Genomic DNA, 26,456 nt, shown 5'->3' with positions numbered 1-26,456 from the left:
TCCTTAGCTCACCCGGGCACGGATCGCCGACACCAGTTCGGCGACCCCGTTCTCCTTGAGGACGCTGTAGTGATCGCCTTCGAGCGTCACCACCTCCGGCGGCGTGGCCGAGTACCCGGAGCTGTTCTCGACGAACGAGTAGTCGTCGCCGTCGGCCTTGAACAGCGTCACCCGGGCCGCGATCCGCCGCCGCGCGAGTTCACGGAAGGTGTAGTCGAACTCGTAGGTCTCCTCCACGATCCGGACGATCCGCCGGATCAGCTGCTCGCCGAGCGCGGGCAGCAGCTTCGCCACGAAGGCCACGAAGCCGTCTTCGTCGCGAACCGTTTCCCGGCAGGCCACCGTTTCCGGCCCGGAGATCGATCCGAGGAAGACCGACAGCAGGATCGTCAGGTACGCCGGGTTCGCGTAGCTCGCCACCCGCTCGCCTCCGACCTCGGGATTGCCCGGGCAGATCAGCAGCAGGTCGGTCACCCGCTGCCCCTGCTGTTCCAGCTGCCACGCCGTTTCGAAGGCCACCCGCGCGCCGAACGAATAACCCCACAGCGTGTACGGCCCCTCCGGCTGGACGCGCCGGATCTCGGCGACGTCGGCCCTCGCCATCTCCTCGACGGTGGCGTACGGCGTCTCGCCCGCGTTGATCCCGTGGGCCTGCACGCCGTAGAACGGCCGCCCCAGGCCGCTTTCCGAAGCCAGCGTCCGCAGGTTCATCGGGTAACCGCCCAGGCCGGGCCAGCAGAACACCGGGCGACCTTCGCCGGTCGCCAGCGGGACCAGCCGTGACGACGGCCCGGCGGAGTCCTCGCCGATGCGGGCGGCGAGATCGGCCAGCTTCGGGCATTCGAAGACGACCTGCAGCGGCAGCCGGGTGCCGTACTCGCGATTGATCCGGTTCACCAGGGAAACCGCGGTCAGCGAGTTGCCGCCCGCGGCGAAGAAGTCGTCGCGCACCGAGACGTCGTCGTAGTTCAACGCCTTGCCCCACACCCCGGCCAGCCACCGTTCGTGGCTCGTCGAAGGAGCGACATACGGCGCGCCTGTGCTCGCGGACCGGACGGCGTCGGTCTCCGCCAGCGCGTGCGCGTCGACCTTTCCGTTGGCGGTCAACGGCAACGCGTCCAGTACCAGCACCCGGTTCGGGATCATGTAGTCGGGCAGGGTGGTCGCGAGTTCGTCGCGGATGATCTCCGCCGGTCCCTTCATGTGCACGGCGTCTTCGCGCATGCCCTCGCTGTGCACCTGCTCCTGGCTCACCTTGCCGCCGACGAAGAAGTACGACGGCCCCGGGGCGATCCCTTGCCCGGCGAGGATGTCGTCGATCCGCCGGGCGGCGGGCAGCGGGTGACCGCTCTTCGAACTGTAGCCCGACGACATGAAGCCGAACTCCGAACCGTTGCGCTGCAGGTGATGCAGCTTCGCGCCGAGGACGACGTACGCCAGCCGCTCGTCGGCGGTGCGGCTCACCGCGGTGATGCCGAAGGCCGCGCGTGCGTACACCTGCTGGTTGATCGCGATCACGTGCTTGGCCTCGATGAGCTTGCCGGAGATCCGTTCGAAGTCCCCGCCGCGCCAGCGGTAGGTGCCGGCGGGGAGACCTCTGACGCGGCCCGGATGCGCTTGGACGAACAGCTCGACGTCGTCCCGCCTGGGCACACCGTCGTTGGCGTGCAAAGAGAATGTGCCGAGGTAGTGGTCTTCGGCGGCGGCACCGGCCCGCGCGGCGACGGCGGGATCGGACGCCGCCGAGCTGATCGAGAGGCCGTATCCGGGCAGGATCTCCTCGAACACCGCGACCATGTGCCCCGTCTCGAACTCGAGGACCTCGCGGATGTTGTTCTTGTAGACCGGTTCGATGGCGCCGGTGCGGCCGATGAAGTGCACCGAGTGCCCGGCGCCCGTGCTCGCGCCGATCCGGACCAGCGCGTGGTCGATGGGGTGGTAGTAGTACAGCCCGGCGCCGAGTCCGTCGAGGCCGCTGGTCTCCAGGTACAGCTGGGTCGCGTACAGCGCGCCCGGCGAGGCGTACGCGTACTTCGGCAGCAGCCGCTCGTCGCTGTGGAACCGGCCGAACCACCGCAACAGCTCACCCAGTTCGGCGAACGCGAGCTCGCCGGGTTCGCGCGAACGCGTGCGGACCGGCTCCGGCGCCAGGAGCGCGGCGAGGTCGTCGCGGGTAACCTCGCCTCCCTCGTAGTAGCGATAAGTCTTGCGCGCGAAGACTTCCCGCCGCTGCCGATCGGTTTCCCGCTTGCCCGGCAACGCGACCGCGGGACGACCGGCGAGGTCGCGGACGCCGGGATTCGACAGCTGCGCCTTGACCTGCAGCTTGCTGGCCTTCGACTGGTGGTGCCCGCCGTGGTTGCCCTGATCCATCACCGCGGCTTCGCGGGGATTCAGCTCCACACAGGCGACGAGCGCCTTCGAGCCGGTCCGCGCGTCGTCGGTCACCACCGCCGCGGCCCGGCGCACCCACGTGTGCTCCTCGATCGCCACCGCGATCTCGTCCAGTTCGACGCGGTAGCCGCGCAGCTTGACCTGGTTGTCGGCACGGCCGACGAACTGCAGGGTGCCGTCGGGGTTCCACTGGACGAGGTCGCCGGTGCGGTACAGCCGTCCGGTCGGCACGAACGGGTTCGGCACGAACTTCTCGGCCGTCTGCTCCGGCCGGTTCAGGTAACCCCGCGCGAGCTGCACGCCGCCGATGTACAGCTCTCCCGTCTCCCCGATGTCGACCGGGGACATGGCGGCGTCGAGCACGAAGCACTCGGTGTTGTCGGCAGGCACGCCGATCGGGACCGTTCCGGCGCTCTCGCCGATCGTGTCCGGGTCGACGACGTGAGCGGTCGCGTTGATCGTGCATTCGGTCGGCCCGTAGAGGTTGATCAGCCGTGCCGACGGCAACTCACCGGCGAGATCCTTGGCCAGCCGCCGCGAGAGCGCCTCGCCTCCGGAGAACAGTTTGCGCAGCGTGGTGCAGGTCGCGAAGCGTTCGGTGTCGAGCAAGGCCTGCAGCAGCGTCGGGACGCACTGCAAGGTCGTGACGCCGTGCTTCACCACCGTGTCGATCAGCGCTTCGGGATCCCGGAAACTGCCCGGCGCGCTCATCACCACGCGGGCGCCGGCGGCGGGCGCGAGGATCTCCCATTGCGCGGCGTCGAAGCTCATCGGCGTCTTCTGCAGCACCGTGACGTCCGGGCCCAGGTGACCGCAGGCCTGTAGCCAGCGCAGTTGCGACACGACGCTGTGGTGCTCGATCATCACGCCCTTCGGTTTCCCGGTGCTGCCGGAGGTGTAGATGACGTATGCGAGCGAGTCCGGCCGGGGACCGCGCGGTACGCCGGCCGTTCCGGAGTCGGTCACCGAGACGATCCGCGTCCCGGCGGGCGCCAACCCGGCCAGGCGCCCGGCGAGGTGCGGCTGAGTGACGACGACGCCGGTACCGCTGTCTTCGAGCATGTACCGCAGCCGGTCTTCCGGATATTCCGGGGACAACGGCAGATAGGCCGCGCCGGAAGCGAGAATTCCCCACGCGCCGGTCATCAGGTCGGCGGAAGGCTCGACATGCAGGCCGACGGTGTCGTCCACGCCGATTCCCAGCCCGGCGAGATACGCGGCGAGTCCCGCGCTCGTTTCTTCGAGTTCGTGAAAGGTCATTTCCCGTTCGCCGTCGACGACGGCGACCGCCTCCGGCCGTTTCTCCGCCCACTGCCCGAGCAGATCCGTGAGGCAGGCGCCGGAACGGACGCGATGCGGCGGTGCGAGGTGGTCGATCGGTGGCATGGCCATCCCCCAGTGCGAATTCCGTGGTTTCGTTTCCCTTGCCAAAGGAGTGACGCGCTCTTCGCGAGATACCGGCCGATAAACGAGAACGCCCGGCTGTCCCTTCTTTGCCACCCTTTGGGGCGACCGCTCACTTCGCGCACTGGTTTCCGCCACAATCGAACGCATGATTCCCACCTTCGTCTTCGTGCACGGTTCGGGCAGTTCGGCACACTCCTGGACGGCCATTCAGCGGGAAATGGCGGCCAGGGGACATCGGACGCTCGCGATCGACCTTCCCGGCCGGGGCGCGGGATTCACCAGGGCCTATCACGAACAGGACCTCGAAGCGTTCGCGGCCGAGCCGTCGACGATGAGCGACGTGACCGCCGGCGACTTCGTCCGGCAGGTCGTCGAGGCGGTCCAGCGGGTGCGTCATCACGGCCCCGTCTTCCTCGTCGCGCACAGTTTCGGCGGGCTCCCGGTGACTGCCGCGGCCAACGCGGTCCCCGAACTGATCGACCGTGTCGTCTACATCGCCGCCCAGTGCCCGGTGGACCGCGCGCCCGGCGAGTACCCGGCGTCGCCCGCGTGGTCGTCGTCGGCGCTCTTCCCCGCGACGGCACCGCTTCTCGTCGGCGACCCGTCGCGGCAGGGATTCGTCCGGGTCAACTGGCGTGGCGCCGACCGCGCACAGCGCGACGCGTTACGGCAGGCCTTCGCCGCCGAACTCACCGAGGAGGAGTTCCTCCAGATCGTGGTCACGAGCCAGCCGGACGAGGTGTTCTGGCTGACCGGGCAGGAATGGGATCTTCGCGCGGACAAGGACTCCTGGGGCCGGATCCCGCGCACGTTCGTCAGGCTGACCCAAGATCGGTCGATGCCGCTCGCCGCGCAGGACCTCTACATCGCCGAGGGCGACGCGCTCACCCCGGACAACCCGTTCGACGTCCACGACCTCGCAAGCAGCCATGCCGGTTTCTTCCGGCGGCCCGCCGGTCTGACCGCGATCCTCGACGGGCTCAGCGTCCGAGCAGGCGCCGGATCTCGGTGACGGCCGCGCGGCCCGCCCGGTTCGCGCCTACGGTGCTGGCGGACGGCCCGTAGCCGACCAGGTGCAGCCGCGGTTCGGCGACGACGCGGGTGCCGTCCATCCGGATCCCGCCCCCGGCGGCGCGCAGGTGCAGCGGCGCCAGATGGTCGATCGCGGCACGGAATCCGGTGGCCCACAGGATGACGTCGGCGGGCTCGAAGGTGCCGTCCGCCCACTCCACGCCGTCCGGCGTGATCCGGTGGAACATCGGGCGGCGGTCGAGGATGCCCGCGTCCAGCCCCGCGCGCACTTCGGGGGTCACGGCCAGATCGGTCACGCTGACGACGCTTTCCGGCGGCAGGCCCTCGCGGACGCGGCGGTCGACCTTCGCGACGGCCTCACGGCCCCAGTCCTCGCTGAACGGCTCTTCGCGCCATACCGGCGGGCGCCGGGTCACCCAGCGCGTCGAGTGTGCGAACGGCGCGATCTCCAGCAGCAGCTGGACGGCCGACGAACCACCGCCGACCACGACGACCCGCTTCCCGCGGAAGGTCTCGACGCCGGTGTAGTCGGCGGTGTGCAACTGGCGGCCGCGGAAGGTCTCCTGCCCGGGATAGTGCGGCCAGAACGGCCGGTCCCAGGTGCCGGTCGCGCTGATCACCGCCCGCGCGGCCCACGTTTCCGTCGCGCTCGCCACGACCAGCCGGTCGTCCTCGGCACTCACCGACAGGACGTCGACCGGACGATGGAGCGGGAGGTCGTAGGTGCGTTCGAAGCGGCCGAAGTAGTCCGAGACGACGTCGGCGGCGGGCAGCTTCGGATCCGGGGTGCCGAAGGCCATCCCGGGGAGGTCGTAGAAGCCGTGGACCTTCTCCACGATCAGCGAAGGCCAGCGGTACTGCCACGCGCCGCCGGGCCGTTTGCCGTGGTCGAGCACGACGAAACCCGCCTCGTTGGCGAATCCCGCGCGGCGCAGGTGATACGCCGCCGACAGACCGGCCTGGCCCGCCCCGATCACCGCCACGTCGACTTCGTGATCCGCCTTCATACCCGGTTCAACGGTGGCGGCCCGCGACTATTTCGTCCGCTGCGTCACAGCCCGCACGATGGCGACGATCAGGAGCACCCCGGCGACGGCCACCAGCACCGGAGCCACCCGTTTGACCACGGATTGACCCGCGTACTCCATCAGGTCGATGGCTTCGCCCTCCGACACCGGCTTCACCGCCTTCAACGGCGGGTGTTCCTTCGGTTTCTCAGGCTCAGGGGTACCGAGCTTCCCGGAAAGGCATTCCGCGAACGAGTCGAGGATCTTGCCGCCGACCTCGGAGATCATCCCTCGCCCGAACTGCGCCGGCTTACCGGTGACCGCCAGGTCCGTGGCGACGGCGCCATGGGTGACGCCGTCCTTCTCGGTCAGGGTGAGCGTCACCGTCGCCGACGCCGTGCCCGCTCCCCTGGCGTCTTTGCCCGCGGCCTTGATCACCACCTTCTTCGCGTCGGCGTCCTTCTCGACGAAATGGCCGGTTCCCTTGTAGAGCAGGGAGATCGGCCCGAGCTTGACCTTCACCGTGCCCTTGAAGGCGTCCCCGTCGACCTCGGTGACGGTGGCGCCCGGCATGCACGGCGCCACCCGTTCCGGGTCGACGACGGCCTTCCAGACCTCGCCGACCGGTGCGGGAACGGTGAATTCGTGGTCGAGCCGCACGGGCCGACCTCCCTTCTGTCTCAGCTACCCGCCGCGGCGAGCACCGCGCGGCCGGTCAGTACCCGCGCGAGGTGCTGCCGGTATTCGACGTCGGAGTTGCCGTCGGCCGTGGGGTTCGTCCCCTCGGCCGCGCGTTCGGCGGCACCGCGGATCGCCTCGGCGGTGGCCGCGCAGCCGACCAGCGCCTCCTCGACCCCGGCCGCCCGCACCGGCGTCGAGCCCATGTTGGTGAGCGCGACCCGCGCCTCCTCGATGGTGCCCGCCTCGGTGCGGACGCAGGCCGCGACCGCGACCATCGACCACGCCTGCGCGACCCGGTTGAACTTCTCGTAGTGGGCGTGCCAGCCGGTGTGCTTCGGCACCCGGACCTCGACCAGCAGTTCGTCCGCGGCGAGCGCGGTGGTGAACATGTCCTGGAAGAAGTCCGCCGCGGCCACCGTCCGCCGCCCGCCCGGCCCGGCGACGACGAGTTCGCAGCCGAGCGCGAGCACGGGCGCCAGCAGGTCGCCGGCGGGATCGGCGTGCGCGATGGCGCCGCCGAAGGTGCCGCGGTGGCGGATCTGCGGATCGGCCACCGTGTCGGTGGCGGCCTTGAGCAACGCGGCGTGCTCGGCGACCATCGCGTCGCGCTGGACGTCGTAATGCGTGGTCATCGAGCCGATCACGAGCGCGTCGCCGTCCTCGCGGACGCCACGCAGCTCGGCGATCTTCCCGAGGTCGACCAGCGTGGTCGGCGTGGCGAGCCGCATCCGCAGCACCGGCAGCAGGCTCTGCCCGCCCGCCAGCACCTTGGCGTCCTCACCGGCTTCGGCGAGCGCGCTGATCGCTTCGTCCACTGTGGACGGAGCGACGTAGTCGAACGGGGCCGGGATCACTGGGCACCTCCGGTGGCGTCGATCGAACCGAGACCGCCACCGGCTTCCGAGCCCAGCCCGCCGGCGGCGGCCGACCCGTGCTGGATGGCGTGCCAGACCCGCATCGGGGTCAACGGCATTTCGATGTCGTTCACCCCGAAATGCCGGACGGCGTCGACCACGGCGTTGACCACCGCCGGGGTCGAGGCGATCGTGCCCGCCTCCCCGACTCCCTTGGCGCCCAACGGGTTCGTCGTCGACGGGGTCTCGGTGCGGTCGGTGGTGAAGCTGGGCAGATCCGCCGCCGACGGGAGCAGGTAGTCGGCGAACGTCCCCGTGGTCAGCGTGCCGCCTTCGTCGTGGACGGCCTCCTCGAACAACGCCTGCGCGATGCCCTGCGCGAGCCCGCCGTGCACCTGGCCTTCGACGATCAGCGGGTTCACGGCCACGCCGACGTCGTCGACGCAGACGTAGGAGCGCAACCGCACGCGTCCGGTCTCCGTGTCGACCTCGGCCGCGCAGAGATGCGTGCCGTGCGGGAAGGAGAAGTTCTCCGGATCGAACGTGTCCGAAGAGTCCAGCGAGGGCTCGACACCGTCGGGCAGGTTGTGCGCCGAGAACACGGCCCACGCGATGTCCTGGATGGACGTCGAGGAATCCGTGCCCTTGACCGAGAACTTGCCCGCCGAGAATTCGAGGTCGTCCTCGGCGCATTCCATCAGATGCGCCGCAATCGGCTTGGCCTTGGCGAGGACCTTGTCCGCCGCGTTGACCACCGCGATCCCGCCGACCACCAGCGACCGGGAGCCGTAGGTGTCCATGCCCTTGTGCGAGGACTGGGTGTCGCCGTGGATGACCTCGATGTCCTCGAAGGGGACGCCGAGTTTGTCGGCGACGATCTGGCTCCACGCCGTCTCGTGACCCTGTCCGTGCGCGGAGGCGCCGGTGATGACCTCGATCTTGCCGGTGGGCAGCACCCGGATCTCCGCGTGCTCCCAGCCGCCCGCCGCGTAGTCCAGCGAGCCGAGCACCCGCGACGGCGCGAGCCCGCACATCTCGGTGAACGTCGAGATGCCGATGCCGAGCTGGACCGGGTCGCCCGATTCCCGCCGTTCCTTCTGCTCGCGGCGGAGCCCGTCGTAGTCGAAGAGCTGCTTGGCCTTGGCGGTGGCGGCCTCGTAGTTGCCCGAGTCGTAGGTCAGCCCGGCCACCGTGGTGAACGGGAACTCCTCGTGCTTGATCCAGTTCTTCTCGCGGATCTCCATCGGGTCCATACCCAGCTCGACGGCGAGTTCGTCCATCATCCGCTCGATCCCGAACGTGGCCTCCGGCCGCCCGGCGCCGCGATACGCGTCGGTGAGCGTGGTGTTGGTGAACACGTTGGTGCAGGCGAAGTGGTACGCCGGGAACTTGTAGATCGCGTTGAACATGAACGCGCCGAGGATCGGCACGCCGGGGCCGACGAGGCCGAGGTACGCGCCCATGTCGGCGAGCAGTTCGACCTTGAGGCCGGTCACCGTGCCGTCGCGGTTCGCGGTGATGGTGAGGTCCTGGATCTGGTCGCGGCCGTGGTGCGCGGCGACCATGGTCTCCGAACGGGACTCGTTCCACTTCACCGGTTTGCCGAGCCGCCGCGCGATGAGCGTCGCCATCATCTCTTCGGGCAGCACGGCGATCTTGCCGCCGAACCCGCCGCCGACGTCCGGCGCGATCACCCGCACCTTGTGCTCGGGCAGGCCGAGCGTGGCCGCGGTCATCGTCTTGAGGATGTGCGGGACCTGGGTGGCCGACCACATGACCAGCTGATTGCCCGTCGGGTCCACGACGCACGCCCGCGGTTCCATGAAGGCCGGCACCAGGCGCTGCTGACGGAACCGCCGCTTGACCACGACCTCGGAGTTCGAGATCGCGTCTTCGACGCTGGAACCCGTTCCCGCGTCGGCGGAATCGAAGACCCACACCGCGTTCTGGTTGGTGCCGAGTTCCTCGTGCACCAGCGGCGCGCCCTCGGCGAGCGCGTTCTCCAGGCCGAGGACGACCGGCAGTTCGTCGTAGTCGACGTCGATCATTTCGAGCGCGTCGTGCGCTTCGGCCGACGTGCGGGCGACGACCACCGCGACCCCCTCACCGGCGAAGTTCACCGTGTCCGAGGCGAGGATGGGCCTTCTCGGCGACTTCATGTCCGGCGTGACCGGCCACGCGCACGGCATGCCGATGGCGCCCTCGGGGTCGAGGTCCTTCCCGGTGAAGACCGCGACCACGCCGGGCGCGGATTTCGCCTCGGTGACGTCGATCGAGACGATCTTGGCGTGCGCGAACGGGCTGCGGAGCACGGCGAGGTGGAGCATGCCGGGCAAGGTCAGGTTGTCGGTCCAGCGGGTACGGCCGGTGATGAGGCGCTCGTCCTCCTTGCGGCGGCGGGACTTGCCGACCTCCGGTTCGATCGTGGAGGTCATCACTCACCACCCGCGCCGACACGGGAGGCGGTGTCCGAGGCGAGCCGTTCGGCCTCGGGACCGGCGCCGGGCCGCATCTCGTGGGCGGCGTCGCGGACCGCGCGGACGATGTTCTGGTAGCCCGTGCAGCGGCACAGGTTGCCTTCGAGTCCTTCGCGGACGGCCTTCTCGTCCGGGTCGGGATTGTCGGCGAGCAGGTCGATCGACTGCATGATCATGCCGGGCGTGCAGAATCCGCACTGGAGCGCGTGGTTCTCGTGGAAGGCCTTCTGCACCGGGTGGAGTTCGCCGTCGCGGGCGAGTCCCTCGATCGTGGTGACCTCGCAGCCGTCGGCCTGGACCGCGAGCACCGAACAGGATTTCACGCTGTGCCCGTCGAGATGGACGGTGCAGGCGCCGCAGTTGCTGGTGTCGCAACCGACCACGGTGCCTACCTTCCCGAGCCGTTCGCGCAGATGATGCACGAGGAGGGTGCGGGGCTCGACGTCGTCTGTGTAGCTGGTGCCGTCGACGGTGACGGTGATGCGCATCAGGCCTCCAAAAGCAAGAGAAACCCCGCGCTGGTCCGGGGTCGTTCGGGAGCGGCCGGTCATTCGGTTGTCACGGACCGACCCCGGAGCGACCGTGATCGGACTCACAGTCGAGCGTGCTACTCAGGGCCTGCCAGGGCAACCCCCACCAGGGGGTGACTCGCGCCCGAGTCCGCAGATGCGGTTGCGCCTTGGGAGAAGCGGCGCAGATGCGGGGAAAGCGCAAGTGTCCATTCGGTACAGGTGGTCGTGAGTGGCGTTTCGGGTTCTAACCCGAAACGCCACTCACGACCACCGGTTTGGGTCCCTGAAGTACGTGATGGCCCCCTCCTTCATTGCGTCTAGCGCAGTGAAGGGGGCCTTCACGTACTGGGGAAGGTGTGAAGGTCGAGTTTCCTCGGGTGAGCCGAGGGAAGGGGTCCTTCACGCGCCGCCGTGATGGCTGCTGTGGTCGCTGGTGCAGGTGGGCTGCGGGTGGCGATCTCCGAAGGTAGTGAAGGCCCCCTTCACTACCTTCAGGGTAGGCAAGGAGGCCTTCACGGACCCGACCCGCGATCAGCCGCGGCCAAAGTCCAGTAGGTACTCAAGGAACCCTTCGCCCTAACCCGAATCGCCACTCACGACCACGCCGTCGGTGAGACCGCGTTCGCCCCGGTGATCACGGTGGCGACCCGGTCGCCCGGGATGTCGTGCACGGTCAGCGCGGCCAGGCCCGCCGCCCCCGCGGGTTCCGGCAGGACGCCGAGGGTTTCCGCGCCGAGCCGCATGGCCGCCCGCAGATCGTCGTTCTCGACCAGCACGAAATCGTCCACGAGTGACCGCAGCCGCCGGATGGATTCGGGTTCCGGTGTGCGGATGGAGATTCCGCCGGCGAACGAGTCGGCCCGGTCGACGGTGATCGGCTCGCCCGCCAGCCAGCTCTTCGCCATGGCGGGCGCCGACGTGGTCCCGACGCCGACGATCCGGACGTCCGGCGTATGCGCCTTGAGCCACAGCGCGACCCCGGCGATCAGGGCGCCGTCGCCGACCGGGAGCACGACCGTGTCGATCCCGTCCTCCCGCGCCAGTTCCAGCCCGATCGTGCCCGCGCCTTCGGAGATCGCGGGCTCGCGGCCGTCGACCACGAAGACGCGATCGGGGGCTTCGGCGGCGAAGGCGGCCGCGGCGACCTTCGCCTCGCCTTCGACCCGGCGAACCCGCGCGCCCAGCGTCTTCATCCGCCGGAGTTTGACCGGCGAGACGTCTGCCGGGACGAAAACCTCGGCCCGCAGACCGTGTTTCCGCGCGGCGAACGCGACGGCCTGCCCGAAGTTGCCGCTGGTCCCGCACACCATGGTGGTCCCCGGCTCCAGCCCGGCGGCGAAATAGTCCGCGCCGCGGCCCTTGAAGCTGCGCAACGGGTTCAGCGTCTCGACCTTCACCAGCACGTGACGGCCGAGCTGCCCGTTCAGCTGTTCGTCGCTGTACTGCGGGGTATTCAGGAAGACGGGGTCGATCACCTTCGCCGCCTCGGCGACGTTCTCCAGCTGCAGGTCCATGACACTCAAGCTAGGCCGGGAGCCGATCACGCCGATTGTAACTTTTCCCGCCCGCGTGCAAAAATCTTGCGTGCCCCTCGACGAGCTCGACCACCTGCTGCTCGACCTCGTCCAGGCGGACGCCGCGCGTCCCCTGCACGACCTGGGTGACGCCGTCGGCCTCTCCCCCAGCGCGGTCCAGCGGAGGCTGACCCGGCTGCGTGCCGAGGGGGTGATCCGCGCCGAGGTCGCCGTGCTCGATCCCGAGGCGCTCGGCGCGGGGATGACGTCGGTCATCCTGGTCGCGCTGACCGACGACGACGAGAAGAGCCACACGGCCTTCCGCGAGCGCATGCTGGCCGAGGCCCGCGTCCAGCACTGCTACAGCATCGTCGGGCAGTGGGATTACGTCGTCGTGCTGCTCACCCCGGATCTCAAGGCGAGCCGGTACCTGGCCAGGAAACTGTTCGACAAGCACGTCAAACGGTTCGAAACCCTGCCCGCCTTCGAGGTGGTCAAGTCGAGTCAGGCGGTCCCGGTGCCCGGGTTCAGCCGTGGATCCGGCCGCTGAGCTCGGCGAGCCGCGATCCCGAGCCGTTCCAGCGCAGCGCGATGATCTCCGCCGCGATCGACACCGCCGTCTCCTCCGGGGTCCGCGCGCCGAGATCGAGCCCGATCGGCGAAGACAGCCGTTCGAGTTCCGCCGCGGTGACCCCGGCTTCGCGCAGGCGGGCGAAGCGGTCGTCGTGGGTTTTGCGCGAGCCCATCGCGCCGACGTAGCCGACGTCGAGGCGCAACGCGACCTCCAGCAGCGGCACGTCGAACTTCGGATCGTGGGTGAGCACGGCGATCGCGGTGCGGCCGTCGACCCGGCCCGCCTCGGCTTCCGCCTTGAGGTAGCGATGCGGCCAGTCGACGACGACCTCGTGCGCGTCGGGGAAACGGCTCTTCGTCGCGAACACGGGCCGCGCGTCGCAGACCGTGACCTGGTAGCCGAGGTACGCGCCCATTTTCGCCATCGCGGCCGCGAAGTCGATCGCCCCGAAGACCAGCAGGCGCGCGGGCGGCTCGAAGGAGTTGACGAAGACCGTCATGCCCTCGCCGCGGCGCTGCCCGTCCGGCCCGTAGTGCAGCGTGCCGGTGCGGCCGCCGGCGAGCATGCCGCGCGCGTCGTCGGCCACGGCGTCGTCCATCCGTGACGAACCGAGCGAACCGGCGACGCGATCCGGCCAGACGATCAGGTGCTCGCCGACCATGCCCTCGCGTTCGTGCTCGATCACCGTGACCACGGCGACCGGCTGTCCACTGTGGACCGATTCGACGACGTCGCCGAACTCGGGCATCGAGTCGCGGTCGATGTGCTGGACGTAGATGTCGATGATCCCGCCGCAGGTCAGCCCGACGGCGAACGCGTCGTCGTCGGAGACGCCGTAGCGCTGCAGCACGGGCGCGCGTTCGGCGACCACCTGCTGCGCGAGTTCGTAGACGGCGCCTTCGACGCAGCCGCCGGAGACGCTGCCGGTGACCGTGCCGTCCGGGGCGACGAGCATCGCCGCGCCGGGGCTCCGCGGCGCCGACGAGAACGTCGCCACCACCGTGCCGACCCCCACCGTCTCGCCCGCCGCCCAGCGGCGGTGCAGTTCGTCCAGTACGTCACGCATCGGCGATCTCCACGAGAAGTCGTTCCAAGGTGGCCAAGCTGTGCCCGGCGAGCAGCCGATCGAGGTACGGGAGCGCGGCCACGATGCCGGACTGCACGGGAGCGTAACCCGCCCGCCCCGCGTGCGGATTCACCCAGAATACGACGTGCGCGAGCCGCCGCAGCCTGGCGAGCTGCTCACCGAGCAGGGCGGTGTCGCCCCGTTCCCAGCCGTCGGAGAACACGGTGACCACGGATCGCCTGGCCACGCCGCGTTGTCCCCACCGGTCGAGGAACGCCCGCAGGGTCTCGCCGAGCCGGGTCCCGCCCGCGAAATCGGGGACCGCGGCGGCCGCGGCGAGCATCGCGTGCTCGGGATCGCGCAGCCGCAGCTGGCGGGAGACCCTGGTGAGCCGGGTGCCCAGCGTGAACACCTCGACCCGGCCGGGAGCGCGCCGGGCGACGACGTGCGCGAACCGCAAGAGCGCGTCGGCGTACGGCCCCATCGAGCCGGAAACGTCGATCAGGAGGACGAGGCGGCGCGGTCTGGTACTTCGCCGCCGATACGCCAGGCGTACCGGTTCGCCGCCTCCGGCCAGCATCGCCCGGAGCGTGCGCGACGGGTCGAGAGCTCCCCGCCGGGCGGCGCGACGGCGTGGTGACGACCGCGGCGGGAGCGCCGGGCGCAGTTTCGCGAGTAGTTCCCGCAGGTGAGCGCGTTCGGCGACGCTCAGCGCGGCGAGGTCCCGGTGGCGCAGGATCTCTTCCTCGCTCGCCGCCACGCGGAGCTCGTCGGGTTCCGCGCCGGACTCGCCCTGGCCCGCCTGGGCGAGCGTCGCGATCCTGGCGCGCTTCGGAGCCGCCTCGCGGCCTCGTCGCCGTGGTGCGGTCTTCTGGTCGGCGAACCAGCCGTCGAACGCGGCGTCGTAGCGCGGGAGGTCGTCGGGATCCGCGCAGAGCGTCAGTCGTCCGGCCCAGTAGAGCTGTTCGGGATCGGCGAGGTCGATCGCGCTGACGGCCTCGAGATACGCCTGGGTCCGGTGTGCGTCGCACGGCAACCCTGCTTCGCGCAATGCCTCCGCGAAGCCGACGAAGCCCGCCAGTGGATCGCTCACCCCTCCATTGTGCCTCGACGGGCGAAGGCCGGGGTCTTCTCGCGAAGGGGACCGATGCCACCCAGGAACGCGCCCACGGCCGTGAGCATCGGGAACCGGTCCGAGATCCGGAGGAGCAAGGGGATGGTCCGCTCGTTCAGCCTTCCGTCGAGGGCGGGCTCGATGAGCATCTTGTGCTCCCCCAGTTGCTGCAGCTGGATCAGGGTGACGGCGAAGTTCCGGCGGCGCTGGACCCGGTTCAGGTGCCGGGCGGTCAGCGTGCCGCACAGCAGCGGGGCGGCGAGGATCCGCGCGGCCGCCACGGCGTCCTGGATCGCGACGTTGACGCCCATCCCGCCGGCGGGCGACATCGCGTGCGCGGCGTCGCCGATGCAGAGCACCCGCTCGGAATACCAGTGCGGGAGTTTGGACATCCGGACGTTCAGCAGTTTGACGTCGTCCCAATCGCGGATCTCGGCGAGTTCGCGCTCTCCCCAGCCGAACAGGCCGCCGATACGTTCGCGGAACTTCTCGATGCCTTCGGCACGCAGCGCCTCGTCCTGTCCCTTCCTGATCAGGTACGACGTCTGGTAGTAGTCGCCGCGGTCCATCGTCATCCCGGCGAGACCGTCCGCGAAACAGCCGAACACCTCGGCCGCCTCACCCGTCTCCTCGAATTTGGGCACCCGGACCCACCACACGTCCATCGGCACGTCGTACTCGTCCGGCACGAGCCCGGCTTTCGCGCGCACCAGGGAATCCCGGCCGTCGCAGCCGACCACGAGCGTCGCGGCCAAATCCCGTTCCACGCCCTCGGAATCGCGGTAACGCACCCCGCCGCCCTCGCGCAGGCCGGTCACCTCCGCGCCCATCCGGAGGGTGAACGTCGGTTCGACGGCCGCCGCTTCCGCGAGCAGATTCAGGAAATCCCATTGCGGGACCATCTCGATGTACTTGTGCGGCCCGGGAACCCGGCTGAAATCGGCGGCGACGATCGACACGCCGCCGAACACCATCCGCATCTTTTCCAGCCGTTTCGACGGCAGTTCCGCGAACCGGTCACCGAGGCCGAGTTCGTCGAGCAGCATCAACGTCGGCGGATGCACCGTGTCACCGCGGAAATCGCGGAAGAAGTCCTTGTGTTTTTCGAGAACGGTGACCTCGACCCCGGCCCGCGCCAACAGGAGTCCGAGCACCATCCCCGCCGGACCGCCCCCCACCACACAACACTGTGTACGTTCCATATCCGAGTTGTAGCGCGCGGAATGGGCCGTCGCCAGGAATCCGGCCGTGAAGGGGACCTAGGTCCCGAGGCCCGCGATGAGAACCTCGACCATCTTGCGCGCGTTGTAGCGCGGATCGTTTTCGGCGCCGATGCAGAGGTTCCCGACGCCGCGCATGACTTCGAGCGCCTGCAGATCGGAACGGATCTCACCGGCCTCCGCCGCCGCGCCGAGCAAGCGGGCGCACACCGGCAGGAGGGTGTCGAGGAAGTAGGCGTGCAGCGTCTCGAACCCGGCGTTGTCCGACTGCAGTACCGCGGCCAGTCCGTGTTTGGTGACCAGGAAATCGACGAAGAGGTCGATCCAGCGCCGCAACGCCTCGTACGGGGAATCGCTTGACGCCAGCAGTTCCGGCCCGGCTTCGGCGCACGCGTCGACCTGGTGCCGGTAGACGGCGATGATGAGGTCGGCCCTGGTCGGGAAATGCCGGTAGATCGTGCCCATCCCGACGCCCGCCTTGGCCGCGATGTCGCGGACCGGCGCCTCGACTCCCGACGTGACGAAGACGGCGGCCGCGGCGTCGAGCAAGGTCTTCTCGTTGCGCCGGGCGTCCGCGCGCTTGCCTTTGGTGCCCTCTTCACTCATCACAACACTCCTCCACCACCGGGCTTGCCAAACGGAACAGTGCTCCGTATCGTTAGCGGAGCAACGTTCCGCTTGCTTATCTTGCCATGGAGGACCCCGTCATGCAGTACCGCACCTTGGGCAGGACCGGTGTCCAGGTCAGCACTCTCGCGCTGGGCGCGATGAACTTCGGCGCGATCGGGCGCACCACCCAGGACGAGGCCACGGCCATCGTCGACGCCGCGCTGGAGGGCGGCGTCAATCTCATCGACACCGCCGACATGTACGGCGCCGGCGAGTCGGAAAAGATGGTCGGGAAGGCCATCGCCGGCCGCCGCGAAGACATCGTGCTCGCCACGAAGGCGAGCATGCCGATGGGCGAAGAGCGCAACCACCAGGGCGCTTCACGCCGCTGGCTGGTCACCGAGCTGGACAACAGCCTGCGCCGCCTCGGGGTCGACCACGTCGATCTCTACCAGGTCCACCGCTGGGACCCGAAGACCAGCGACGAGGAAACCCTTTCCTCGCTCACCGATCTGCAGCGCGCGGGGAAGATCCGCTACTTCGGCTCGTCGACGTTCCCCGCGTATCGCATCGTGCAGGCCCAGTGGGCCGCCCGGGAGCACCGGCTGAGCCGGTACGTCACCGAGCAGCCGAGCTACTCGATCCTGCAGCGCGGCATCGAAACGCATGTGCTGCCGGTGACCGAGGAGTACGGGATGGGCGTGCTGGCGTGGAGCCCGCTGGCTTCCGGCTGGCTGTCCGGCGCGGTCCGGGAAGGCCGCGAGATCAGCACGAACCGTTCGGCCGTGCTGCCGCAGCGTTTCGACCTGACCCGGCAGGTCAACCGGACCCGGCTGGAGGCCGTCGAACGGCTGGCCAAGGTCGCCGACCAGGCGGGGCTCAGCCTGATCCAGCTCGCGCTCGGCTTCGTCGTCGCGCATCCCGGGGTGACGAGCGCGATCATCGGGCCGCGCACGCTGGAGCACCTCGAGTCACAGCTCGCCGCCGCGGACACGGTGCTGCCGTCGGACGTCCTCGACGCGATCGACGAGATCGTCGCCCCGGGCACCGACCTCGCCCCCGAGGAGAAACACGACACCCCGCCCGCGCTGCTCGACGCGTCGCTGCGGCGCCGCTGACGCCTCAGGCCAGCAGGCTGTCCAGCTTGGCCCGGACCCTGTCCAGGTCTTCGCTGTACTTGAGCACCGAACCGAGCGTCCGGGCGGCGGCCGCGGCGTCCAATTCGGACATCCCGAGCGCGAGGAGCGCCTGAGCCCAGTCCAGGGATTCCGCCACCCCGGGCGGTTTCAGCAACTCCATCGCACGGAGCCGGTGGACCGCCGTCGCGACCTGTGCCGCGAGCGCCTCGCCGAGGCGCGGGATCTTGCGGCGCAGGATCTCGACCTCGCGGCCGAGGTCCGGATGTTCGAGCCAGTGATAGAGACAGCGGCGCTTCAGCGCGTCGTGCACCTCCCGCGTCCGGTTCGAGGTGAGCACCACCAGCGGCGGATGCTCGGCGCGCACCTCGCCGAACTCGGGGATCGTCACCGCATGCTCGTCGAGAAGTTGCAGTAGGAAGGCTTCGAACTCGTCGTCGGCCCGGTCGATCTCGTCGACCAGAAGGACACACGGCGCGGTCTGCAACGCCTTCAGCAGCGGCCGGGAGAGCAGGAACCGTTCGGTGTAGAGGGACTGTTCGGCGGCCTCGACGTCGAGGCCGCCGTCACCGGCGGCTTCCAGCGCCCGCAGGTGCAGCAGCTGACGGGGGAAGTCCCATTCGTACAGTGCCTGCGCCGCGTCGATCCCCTCGTGGCACTGGAGACGGATGAGCGGCATGCCGAGCGCTTCGGCCAGTCCCAGCGCGAGCGAGGTCTTGCCGGTTCCCGGTTCGCCCTCGCAGAACAACGGGCGGCCGAGCGCCACGGCGAGGTACCCGGCCGTGGCGATGCCGTCGTCGGCGAGATAGCCGACCGCTTCGAGGGCTTCGGCCAGTTTCTCGGGCGATTCGACGGTCACTCGCCGATGGTAAGCCCCGGTGGGCCGGAGATCAGCCCGGAAGATCCTCGCGGCGGTCCACGTCGTGCCCGGTGCCGAGGTCACCGCATTCGACGAGCCTCAGGTCGTCGCGCGCCCGGAGCCAGTCGCGGGCGCCCTTGTCCCCGGACGCGCCCGCGACGATCTCCGGCCACCAGCGACGGCCGAGCACCACGGGATGGCCGGGAACGCCGTCGTAAGCGGCACGCGCGACGGTGTTCCCGTCGGCCCCGCCGGCGACCCGGCGGACCACTTCGGCACCGACCCCGGGCAGATCCACGAGATGCACGACGGCGGCTTCGGCATCGGTTTCGGCGAGCGCGCGCAGGCCCGCGCGCAGTGAGGCACCCATGCCGGACTCCCAGTCCTCGGCCACGACGGCCGCCCCGGGATCGGGCAGGAGCGCGCAAGCTTGCGCGGCCGAGGCACCCAGCACCACCCGGACCGGGACGCAGCCCGCCTCGGCGAGCACCCGCAGCGACCGGACGACGAACGGCTCGCCGTCGAGGACCGCCAGTGCCTTCGGCCCGCCGAACCGGCGCCCGGCACCGGCCGCGAGGAGCAGCCCCGCGATCTCAGCCATGCCTCGCCCTGGTCGGCGGCGCCGAGGCCAGATCGGCCTCGATGGCCCGCGCCGCCGAAAGCAGCGACGGCAGCAGTTCCTTCTCGACCGACTCCGGCGTCGTGCGGCTGGCGTGGGTGGAGAGGTTGACCGCGGCCACGACCTTCCCCCGCCGGTCCCGGATCGGCGCGGCGATCGACCGGAGGCCCTCTTCGAGTTCCTGGTCGACCATCGCGTAGCCCTGCCGGTACACCTTCTCCAGTTCGGCGAGCAGATCCTTTTGCCTGGTCAGCGTGCGCGCGGTCAGCTTTTCGAGGTTGGCCGCGTCGAAGTAGCCGTGCAGGTCGTCGTCATCCAGACCGGCCAGCAGGACATGCCCCATCGACGTCGCGTGGGCCGGGAAGCGGGTGCCGACGTTGATGCTGACGGTCATGATCCGCGAGACGGCCACACGGGCGACGTAGACGATGTCCGGGCCTTCGAGCACGGAGATCGAACTCGACTCGTGCACCTCGGCGGAGAGCCGTTCCAGATGCGGCTGGGCGACTTCCGGCAACGACAGGCTCGACAGGTACGAGTAGCCGAGTTCGAGGACCCGCGCGGTGAGCGAGAAGTACTTGCCGTCCGTGCGCACGTACCCCAGGTCGACGAGGGTGAGCAGGAACCGGCGGGCGGCCGCCCTGGTCAGCCCGGTCGCGCGGGCGACGTCGCTCAGGGTGAGCTCCGCCGCGTCCGCGTTGAACGCCTTGATCACGGCCAGCCCGCGCTCCAGCGACTGGACATGATGCGCCCCGCGCTCGGTCACCTCGCCTTCGTCCATAAGAGAACCCTAACTGTCACCCTCTCTCTGGGCGGCAGGCTCACCGAGTTCGGCCAGGACTCGCTGAGCCACGGCGAACGCCGCGTTGGCGGCCGGGGCACCCGTGTAGACGGCGGTGTGCAGCAGGACCTCGGAGATCTCCTGAGCGGTCAGTCCATTGTGGACGGCGGCGCGGACGTGCATCGCGAGTTCGTCGTGGGCGTGCAGCGCGGTGAGCGCGGCCAGGGTGACACAACTGCGGGTCTTGCGGTCGAGCCCGTCACGCGACCAGACCGACCCCCAGGCGCCGCGGGTGATGTAGTCCTGGAACGGGCGGCTGAACTCGGTGGTCCGGGCGACGGCCCGGTCGACGTGCTCGTCCCCGAGGACCTCGCGGCGCACCTTCATACCGGTCTCGTAGGGGTCTTCGCTCATCGGGCGGCCTCCAGATGTTCGAGGATCAAGGCGCTGAACCGCTCCGGCTGTTCGAAACTCCCGAGATGGGCGGCGTCTTCGACGACCTCGAGCCGCGCGTCCGGGATGCCGCCGGCGATCACCTCGGCGTGCTCGACCGGGGTGGCCGGATCCTGGGCTCCGGCGATGACCAGGGTCCGCGCCGCGATCTTGGGCAGGTCGTCCACGAGATCCATGCGCTCGATGGCCTGGCAGGAAGCCGCGTAGCCCTCGGCGGGGACGTCCGCGATCATCTCGCGCAGGTACTCGGCCTGCTCCGGATACGCGGCGGCGTACCCGGTGGTCAGCCACCGGCCGACGCCGGCCTCGGCGACCACCGCGGTGCCCTTCTCACGGACCGTCTTCGCCCGGTCCGCCCACATGCTCGGCGGCCCGAGCTTCGCCGACGTGCAGCACAGCACGAGACTCGCGATCCGGTCCGGGGCGTTGACGCCGAGCCACATCCCGGTCATCCCGCCGAGCGAGAGCCCGACGACGTGGGCCCGTTCGGCACCGTGCTCGTCGAGCAGCGCGAGCAGATCGCCGCCGAGATCGGCGAGCGTGTACGGCCCGGCCGGGACCGGGGACGCGCCGTGCCCGCGGGTGTCGTACCGGATCACCCGGAAACCCCGCGCCACCAAGGGTTTCACCTGCGGTTCCCACATGCGGTGATCGCTGCCGAGCGATCCGCTGAGCACCACGACCGGGCCGTCTGCGGGCCCCTCCGCGACGCTGTGCACCTTCACCTGCTCGGACATCGAAGAACTAGACATCGAAGAACACCGTCTCCCCTTCGCCCTGCAACCGGATGTCGAACCGGTAGCCGTCGCCGGTCTTGGTGGCGATCAGGGTGCCCTGGCGTGCCTCCGGGACCGACGCCAGCACCGGATCCCCGGAGTTGTCGTTGTCCTCGAAGTAGATCCGGGTGACCACCCGGTGCAGGAGCCCGCGGGCGAACACCGAGACGTCGATATGCGGCGCCTGCGTGCCGCCGCCCGGGCCGGGCACCGAGCCGGGCATGATCGTCCGGATCTCGTAGTCGCCGTTCGTGTCGGTGGGACAGCGGCCGAAGCCCCGGAACCCGCTCGCGACCGCTCCGCGCGGGTCGTCGGGGTGGTCGAACCGGCCGTCGGCGTCGGCCTGCCAGGTCTCGATCATCGCGTCCGGCACCGGTTCGCCCGCGCCGTCGAGGACGCGGCCGTGGATGCGGATCGCGGCCGGTTCGCCCGCGGGGACGACGTCCGGCCCGTCCGGCCAGGGCAGGCCGATGGACAGGTACGGGCCGACGGTCTGGGAAGGCGTCGTCTCCGGCATCAGTGCTCGTCCTCCTCGTCTTCGAAGACCGAAGCCTCGCGGCCGCGCACGACGATGTCGAACTGGAAGGCCAGCGCCCACTCGGCTTCCGTGCGGTCGAGGTCGAAACGCGCGATCATCCGCTGCCGCGCCTTCTCGTCCGGGATGGAGTTGAAGATCGGGTCCTGCGAGAACAGCGGGTCTTCCGGGAAGTACATCTGGGTGACCAGCCGCTGGGTGAACGCGCTGCCGAACACGGAGAAGTGGATATGCGCCGGCCGCCAGGCGTTGTCGTGGTTCTTCCACGGGTACGCGCCCGGTTTGATGGTGGTGAAGGTGTAGCGCCCTTCGGAGTCGGTGAGTGTCCGGCCCGCGCCGTCGAAGTTCGGGTCCAGCGGCGACGGCCAGCGGTCGCCGGTGTGCCGGTACCGGCCGCCCGCGTTCGCCTGCCAGATCTCGACGAGCGAGTCACGGATCGGCCGCCCGTCGCCGTCGAGCAGCCGTCCGGTGACGATGATCCGCTGGCCCTGCGGCTCCCCCGCGTGCCCCTTGGTGAGGTCGTTGTCGAACTCGCCGATCCGGCCCGGGCCCAGTGCGGGCCCGGTGACCTCGGTCAGCAGATGCGGGAGCACGATCAACGGTTCCTTGGGGTGGCGCAGCGCCGTCGACCGGTATCCGGCGGAATCGAGCGGCGGATGCGTGCCCTCCGGATCGCGCCGGTAGCGCGGGAGCCTCAGTTCTGCGGGTGCCGACATGCTGTTCCCTCCAGCGCGGGTCAGTGGGTCACTGAGCTTCGAGGACGATGGCCAGCCCCTGGCCGACGCCGATGCAGATGGCGGCCAGTCCCCACCGGCCGCCGGTGCGGCGCAGGTGGTGGGCCAGGGTGCCGACGATCCGGCCGCCGGAGGCGCCCAGCGGATGCCCGATCGCGATCGCGCCGCCGTTCACGTTGACGATCTCCGGGTCGAGCTTCGACCAGTCGCGCAGACAGGCCAGCGACTGCGCGGCGAAGGCCTCGTTCAGCTCCACCGCCGCGAGGTCTTCCCAGCCGATCCCCGCCCGCTCCAAGGCGATCTCGGCCGCGCGCACCGGGCCGATGCCGAAGACGTCCGGGTCGACACCGGCCGCGCCCCGGCCGGCGATCCGGGCCAACGGCGCCTTGCCGAGCCGCTTGCCCGCCGCCTCGTCACCGAGCAGCAGCGCGGAGGCGCCGTCGTTCAGCGGCGACGCGTTCGCGGCCGTGACCGTCCCTTGTGGACGAAAGACGGGCTTGAGCTTGGCGAGCTTCTCGGGGCTGGAGTCCGGCCGGATGCCTTCGTCGCGGGTGAGTTCGACACCCTCGACCGGGACGACGTGATCGTCGTAGAACCCCTCGTCCCAGGCGCGGGCGGCGTTGACGTGGCTGCGGACGGCGAACGCGTCCTGCTCGTCGCGGCCGATCCCGTAGCGCTCCGCGAGCTGCTCGGTGGACTCGCCGAGCGAGACCGTCCACTGCTCGGGCATCTTCGGGTTGACCATGCGCCAGCCCAGCGCGGTGGAGTACAGCGTCTGGTTGCCCGCCGGGAAGGCCTTCTCCGGTTTCTGCATGACCAGCGGCGAGCGGCTCATCGACTCGACCCCGCCCGCGACGGCGAGCGAGGCGTCGCCGACCTGGACCGTCCGGCTGGCCTGCATGAGGGCGTCGAGGCCGGAGCCGCACAGCCGGTTGACCGTGGCACCGGGCACCGTCGTCGGCCAGCCGGCCAGCAGCGCCGCCATCCTCGCGACGTTGCGGTTGTCCTCGCCCGCGCCGTTGGCGTCGCCGAGCACGACCTCGTCGACGGTGGCCGGGTCGAGGTCGTTGCGCTCGGCCAGCGCCCGCAGCACGGTGGCGGCGAGATCGTCCGGGCGGACCCCGGACAGGGCGCCGCCGTACTTGCCGAACGGGGTACGGATGGCGTCGAACAGGAAGACGTCGGTCATGCGCTCGCCCTTTTGAGGTCTCGGAGGATGCGGAGTTCTGCCTCGGTCGGCGCCGGGGTGGTGCCCAGGTCGCCGGCCACCTTCAGTTTCCACCCGGTCGCTTCGACGACCTGATCGACCTCGACACCGGGGTGCAGTTCGGTGAGCGTGAGCTCGGCGGTCTCCGGGTCGGGCCGCATCAGGCCGAGGTCGGTGACCACCAGCGTCGGCCCGGCGCCGGGGAGGCCGAGCCGCTCACGATCACCCTTGCCGGTGCCGTGACCGAACGACGTCACGAAGTCGACCTTCTCGACGAACGTGCGGGGGCTCTGCCGGAGCACCACGAACACCTCGCGGCAGGACGCGGCGATCTCCGGGGCCCCGCCCGCCCCCGGCAGGCGCACCTTGGGGTTGGCGTAGTCCGGGCCGATGACGGTGGTGTTGATGTTGCCGAACTTGTCCAGCTGGGCGGCGCCGAGGAAACCGACGTCGATCCGCCCCGGCTGGAGCCAGTAGTTGAAGACCTCGGGGACACTGACCACGGCGTCCGCGGTGTCGGCGAGTTCGCCGTCGCCGATGGACAGCGGGAGCCTGCTCGGTTTGGCGCCGAGGCAACCGGATTCGTAGATCAGTGTCAGGTTCGGCGCGTGCCCGCGGCGAGCCAGGTTGGCGGCGGTGCTGGGCAGGCCGATGCCCACGAAACAGGACATCCCGTCGCCGAGCGCGCGGGCCGCGGCGACGCTCATCATTTCGTCGGAGGTGTACTCGGTCATGCCTTCACTCCCGTCAGCTCGCCGAGCCAGCGGGTGAAGCTTTCCCTGTCCCGGCCGATCGCGTCCCATGCCTGGTAGGCGTCGTTGTCCCGTTCGTAGTAGCCCGCCGCGTACGACGGCCTCGCGCCGCCGGGCACCTCGGCCACGGCGGTGACGGCCCACGACGGCAGCACGATCGCGCCCGGCCGGGGCTCCAGCTCGTCGACGACCTCCTCGACGGTGACCAGCGACCGTTTCGCCGCGAGTACCGCCTCCTTCTGGACGCCGGTGATACCCCAGATCTGGACGTTGCCGGACCTGTCGGCGCGCTGGGCGTGGACGATCGTGACGTCCGGGTTGAGGGCGGGGACCGCGGCCAGCCGCTCACCGGTGAACGGGCAGGTGATGGGTTTGATCGTGTCGGTCTGCGCGGGGAGATCGGTGCCGGTGTAACCACGCAGGACGGCGAACGGCAGGCCCGAGGCTCCGGCGACGTACCGATTCGCCATGCCAGCGTGGCTGTGTTCCTCTATCTCCAAGGGCACCGGCCAGGAGTGCTGGACCGCGTCGCGGAACCGGTGCAGCGAGCCGACCCCGGGGTTGCCGCCCCACGAGAAGATCAGCTTGCTCGCGCAGCCCGCGCCGATGAGCTGGTCGTAGACGATGTCCGGCGTCATGCGGATCAACGTCAGGCCGGTGCGGCCCTGGCGGATGATCTCGTGACCGGCGGCGACGGGAATGAGGTGGGTGAAGCCCTCGAGCGCGACGGTGTCCCCGTCGTGCACCAGCCGTGCCACGGCTTCCTTCAACGACAGCAGCTCCGCCATCCCCACCCTCCCAGGCCGTCCATGGTGCGTTCGGATCGCGCACACATGTTCTGCATATGAACATAGCTCAGCCGGCGCGACCGTGCAACCAAGCGCGATAGCGGCGAAGCGCCAAGGCCTGCAGAACCGTTTCCACCACGAGCGCCACCTTCGGATCCATGCCGGGCTTGGTACGCCGTCCCGCGCCGAGCCGGCGAAGCTGCCGCCGGACGCGGGCCATGCTCGCGGCGGACGCGACGGCCTTGTCGCCGATCCGGACCGGCGCGAGTTCCACGGCGGCGTCCGCGTCGTGCCGCCACTTCGCGGGCAACGCCGGATCGACGGCCAAGGCGGTGCCCATGCCGACGAGTTCCACGCCGCTCGCCAGGACTTCTTCCGCGACGCGCCTGCGGACCACACCGCCGGTCAGCATCAGCGGCAGCGAGCTGGTCCGGACGAGCTGTTCGGCCAGCGACAGGAAATAGGCCTCCCTCGCCCGGGTGCGGTCGTCGCCGGACTGCCCGGTCATCGCCGGGCTCTCGTAGCTGCCTCCCGACAGTTCGACCAGGTCGACGCCGAGCGGCGCGAGCATCGAGATGACCGACGCGGCGTCGTCGGCATCGAAACCGCCACGCTGGAAATCCGCGGAGTTGAGCTTGACGGCGACGGCGAACCTGGGCGCCACGACGGCGCGGACCGCGCGGACGACGTCGAGCAGGAACGCCGCGCGGTTCTCCAGACTTCCACCCCACCGGTCCTCACGGCGATTGGCCAGCGGGGAAAGAAACTGCGAGAGCAGGTAGCCGTGCGCCGCGTGGATCTCGACGCCGTCGAAACCGGCCTCTTCGGCGCGGCGGGCGGTCTCGGCGAACCGCGCCACGGTCTCCTCGATCTGCCGCGCGGACATCTCGACCGGCTCGGCGAACCGCTTGCTGTTCTTGCCGACGTCGACCCGGACGGCCGACGGCCCCCAGGCGACCCCGGGCATGTCCGCCCGCACCTGACGCCCCGGATGGTTGATCTGCATCCACACCCGCGCGCCGCCGCTCTTGGCGGCCGACGCCCATCGGCGGAACGGTTCCAGCGGCGAATCCGCGTCGAGGACGACACCGGCCGGGCCGGTGAGCGCCTCCGCGTGGACCATGACGTTGCCGGTGACGAGCAGGCCGGCCCCACCCTCGCTCCACCGGCGATACAGCTCGAACAAGGGCTTTCCGGGCAGCTGCCCGCGACTCGCCATGTTCTCCTCCATCGCGGCCTTCACCAGGCGATTCGGCAGCGTCGAGCCACCTGGAAGGGTGAGCGGCTCGAAGACCGGCGAGGAGGTTTTCTCGACTGCGGATGACATCCTTGCTCCCGGAAGAGGTATGTTTACA

Annotated in this window: 25 protein-coding genes; 3 read left to right on the top strand and 22 right to left on the bottom strand. The window is 70.0% G+C overall.

Annotated elements, in window-relative coordinates; translation table 11 throughout:
• Window positions 1–3 precede the first annotated feature (3 nt).
• Window positions 4–3,780, bottom strand: coding sequence for an amino acid adenylation domain-containing protein (locus DMC61_RS26400; RefSeq protein ID WP_233594954.1), 3,777 nt, complete (start codon window positions 3,778–3,780; stop codon window positions 4–6).
• 166 nt (window positions 3,781–3,946) lie between these two features.
• Between DMC61_RS26400 and DMC61_RS26395 the strand changes: the two genes are divergently transcribed.
• Complete coding sequence (locus DMC61_RS26395; RefSeq protein WP_125692109.1) at window positions 3,947–4,813, top strand: alpha/beta hydrolase; 867 nt, start codon at window positions 3,947–3,949, stop codon at window positions 4,811–4,813.
• Here DMC61_RS26395 and DMC61_RS26390 read toward each other — a convergent pair.
• The 6 genes from DMC61_RS26390 to DMC61_RS26365 all read right to left on the bottom strand — a co-directional run bounded on the left by DMC61_RS26390 (window position 4,782) and on the right by DMC61_RS26365 (window position 11,878).
• Window positions 4,782–5,840 carry an NAD(P)-binding domain-containing protein gene (locus DMC61_RS26390; protein WP_125692107.1) on the bottom strand — a complete coding sequence of 353 codons (1,059 nt, stop codon included), beginning with the start codon at window positions 5,838–5,840 and terminating at the stop codon, window positions 4,782–4,784. The genes DMC61_RS26395 and DMC61_RS26390 overlap by 32 nt on opposite strands.
• 27 nt (window positions 5,841–5,867) lie before the next feature.
• On the bottom strand, window positions 5,868–6,500 hold the full coding sequence (locus DMC61_RS26385) for an SRPBCC domain-containing protein (protein ID WP_125692105.1): 633 nt from the start codon (window positions 6,498–6,500) through the stop codon (window positions 5,868–5,870).
• A 20-nt stretch (window positions 6,501–6,520) separates the two neighbouring features.
• Window positions 6,521–7,375 (bottom strand): xanthine dehydrogenase family protein subunit M, encoded by an 855-nt coding sequence (locus DMC61_RS26380; protein ID WP_016336314.1) that lies wholly within the window; start codon window positions 7,373–7,375, stop codon window positions 6,521–6,523.
• Entirely contained in the window at window positions 7,372–9,810 is a 2,439-nt protein-coding gene (locus DMC61_RS26375; RefSeq protein ID WP_125692103.1) for a xanthine dehydrogenase family protein molybdopterin-binding subunit, read from the bottom strand. The genes DMC61_RS26380 and DMC61_RS26375 overlap by 4 nt, the downstream gene beginning before the upstream one ends.
• Complete coding sequence (locus tag DMC61_RS26370; RefSeq protein ID WP_016336316.1) at window positions 9,810–10,340, bottom strand: (2Fe-2S)-binding protein; 531 nt, start codon at window positions 10,338–10,340, stop codon at window positions 9,810–9,812. The genes DMC61_RS26375 and DMC61_RS26370 overlap by 1 nt, the downstream gene beginning before the upstream one ends.
• A gap of 617 nt (window positions 10,341–10,957) precedes the next feature.
• Window positions 10,958–11,878 (bottom strand): threonine/serine dehydratase, encoded by a 921-nt coding sequence (locus DMC61_RS26365; RefSeq protein WP_125692101.1) that lies wholly within the window; start codon window positions 11,876–11,878, stop codon window positions 10,958–10,960.
• A gap of 70 nt (window positions 11,879–11,948) precedes the next feature.
• Here DMC61_RS26365 and DMC61_RS26360 point away from each other — a divergent pair, with 70 nt between their 5' ends.
• Complete coding sequence (locus DMC61_RS26360) at window positions 11,949–12,428, top strand: Lrp/AsnC family transcriptional regulator (RefSeq protein ID WP_125692099.1); 480 nt, start codon at window positions 11,949–11,951, stop codon at window positions 12,426–12,428.
• On the opposite strand, the gene DMC61_RS26355 is transcribed toward DMC61_RS26360, so the two are convergent.
• Genes DMC61_RS26355 through DMC61_RS26340 form a run of 4 tightly spaced genes read right to left on the bottom strand, consistent with a single transcriptional unit; the run spans window position 12,406 to window position 16,458 of the window.
• Complete coding sequence (locus DMC61_RS26355) at window positions 12,406–13,518, bottom strand: XdhC/CoxI family protein (RefSeq protein WP_125692097.1); 1,113 nt, start codon at window positions 13,516–13,518, stop codon at window positions 12,406–12,408. The two genes, DMC61_RS26360 and DMC61_RS26355, sit on opposite strands and share 23 nt — an antisense overlap.
• Entirely contained in the window at window positions 13,511–14,611 is a 1,101-nt protein-coding gene (locus tag DMC61_RS26350; protein WP_125692095.1) for a VWA domain-containing protein, read from the bottom strand. Before DMC61_RS26350 ends, DMC61_RS26355 begins: the two co-directional genes overlap by 8 nt.
• Window positions 14,608–15,834 (bottom strand): FAD-dependent oxidoreductase, encoded by a 1,227-nt coding sequence (locus tag DMC61_RS26345; RefSeq protein ID WP_125692093.1) that lies wholly within the window; start codon window positions 15,832–15,834, stop codon window positions 14,608–14,610. The genes DMC61_RS26350 and DMC61_RS26345 overlap by 4 nt, the downstream gene beginning before the upstream one ends.
• Window positions 15,835–15,891: 57 nt before the next feature.
• Window positions 15,892–16,458: a TetR/AcrR family transcriptional regulator gene (locus DMC61_RS26340; protein ID WP_125692091.1), complete on the bottom strand. Its 567-nt coding sequence runs from the start codon at window positions 16,456–16,458 to the stop codon at window positions 15,892–15,894.
• A 101-nt stretch (window positions 16,459–16,559) separates the two neighbouring features.
• Between DMC61_RS26340 and DMC61_RS26335 the strand changes: the two genes are divergently transcribed.
• On the top strand, window positions 16,560–17,579 hold the full coding sequence (locus DMC61_RS26335; RefSeq protein WP_125692089.1) for an aldo/keto reductase: 1,020 nt from the start codon (window positions 16,560–16,562) through the stop codon (window positions 17,577–17,579).
• Window positions 17,580–17,583: 4 nt separating this feature from the next.
• Here the strand turns inward: DMC61_RS26335 and DMC61_RS26330 are convergent, their stop codons facing one another.
• The 11 genes from DMC61_RS26330 to DMC61_RS26280 all read right to left on the bottom strand — a co-directional run bounded on the left by DMC61_RS26330 (window position 17,584) and on the right by DMC61_RS26280 (window position 26,428).
• Window positions 17,584–18,456, bottom strand: a complete 873-nt coding sequence (locus tag DMC61_RS26330) for a MoxR family ATPase (RefSeq protein WP_125692087.1) — start codon at window positions 18,454–18,456, stop codon at window positions 17,584–17,586.
• Between the two features lie 31 nt (window positions 18,457–18,487).
• On the bottom strand, window positions 18,488–19,057 hold the full coding sequence (locus DMC61_RS26325; protein WP_125692085.1) for an NTP transferase domain-containing protein: 570 nt from the start codon (window positions 19,055–19,057) through the stop codon (window positions 18,488–18,490).
• Entirely contained in the window at window positions 19,050–19,856 is an 807-nt protein-coding gene (locus DMC61_RS26320; protein ID WP_125692083.1) for an IclR family transcriptional regulator C-terminal domain-containing protein, read from the bottom strand. The genes DMC61_RS26325 and DMC61_RS26320 overlap by 8 nt, the downstream gene beginning before the upstream one ends.
• A gap of 9 nt (window positions 19,857–19,865) precedes the next feature.
• Entirely contained in the window at window positions 19,866–20,270 is a 405-nt protein-coding gene (gene pcaC, locus DMC61_RS26315; RefSeq protein WP_063274947.1) for a 4-carboxymuconolactone decarboxylase, read from the bottom strand.
• The gene (gene pcaD / locus DMC61_RS26310) at window positions 20,267–21,046 is read right to left on the bottom strand and encodes a 3-oxoadipate enol-lactonase (protein ID WP_125692081.1); all 780 of its coding nucleotides are present in this window, start codon (window positions 21,044–21,046) and stop codon (window positions 20,267–20,269) included. The genes pcaC and pcaD overlap by 4 nt, the downstream gene beginning before the upstream one ends.
• 7 nt (window positions 21,047–21,053) lie before the next feature.
• Window positions 21,054–21,602, bottom strand: coding sequence for a protocatechuate 3,4-dioxygenase subunit alpha (pcaG, locus tag DMC61_RS26305; RefSeq protein ID WP_125692080.1), 549 nt, complete (start codon window positions 21,600–21,602; stop codon window positions 21,054–21,056).
• Entirely contained in the window at window positions 21,602–22,336 is a 735-nt protein-coding gene (gene pcaH / locus DMC61_RS26300; protein ID WP_063274950.1) for a protocatechuate 3,4-dioxygenase subunit beta, read from the bottom strand. Before pcaH ends, pcaG begins: the two co-directional genes overlap by 1 nt.
• A gap of 28 nt (window positions 22,337–22,364) precedes the next feature.
• The gene (locus DMC61_RS26295; RefSeq protein ID WP_072030662.1) at window positions 22,365–23,543 is read right to left on the bottom strand and encodes a thiolase family protein; all 1,179 of its coding nucleotides are present in this window, start codon (window positions 23,541–23,543) and stop codon (window positions 22,365–22,367) included.
• The gene (locus DMC61_RS26290) at window positions 23,540–24,295 is read right to left on the bottom strand and encodes a CoA-transferase subunit beta (RefSeq protein WP_016336332.1); all 756 of its coding nucleotides are present in this window, start codon (window positions 24,293–24,295) and stop codon (window positions 23,540–23,542) included. The genes DMC61_RS26295 and DMC61_RS26290 overlap by 4 nt, the downstream gene beginning before the upstream one ends.
• The gene (locus DMC61_RS26285) at window positions 24,292–25,101 is read right to left on the bottom strand and encodes a CoA transferase subunit A (RefSeq protein WP_125692078.1); all 810 of its coding nucleotides are present in this window, start codon (window positions 25,099–25,101) and stop codon (window positions 24,292–24,294) included. The genes DMC61_RS26290 and DMC61_RS26285 overlap by 4 nt, the downstream gene beginning before the upstream one ends.
• Before the next feature lie 67 nt (window positions 25,102–25,168).
• On the bottom strand, window positions 25,169–26,428 hold the full coding sequence (locus DMC61_RS26280; RefSeq protein ID WP_125692076.1) for an NADH:flavin oxidoreductase/NADH oxidase family protein: 1,260 nt from the start codon (window positions 26,426–26,428) through the stop codon (window positions 25,169–25,171).
• Window positions 26,429–26,456 lie beyond the last annotated feature (28 nt).

Origin of the sequence: Amycolatopsis sp. WAC 04169, from assembly GCF_003947535.1 — a bacterium.
GTDB lineage: Bacteria > Actinomycetota > Actinomycetes > Mycobacteriales > Pseudonocardiaceae > Amycolatopsis > Amycolatopsis keratiniphila.
Note: the sequence above shows the minus strand (reverse complement) of the source record. Positions and strands in the feature narration are given on the sequence as shown.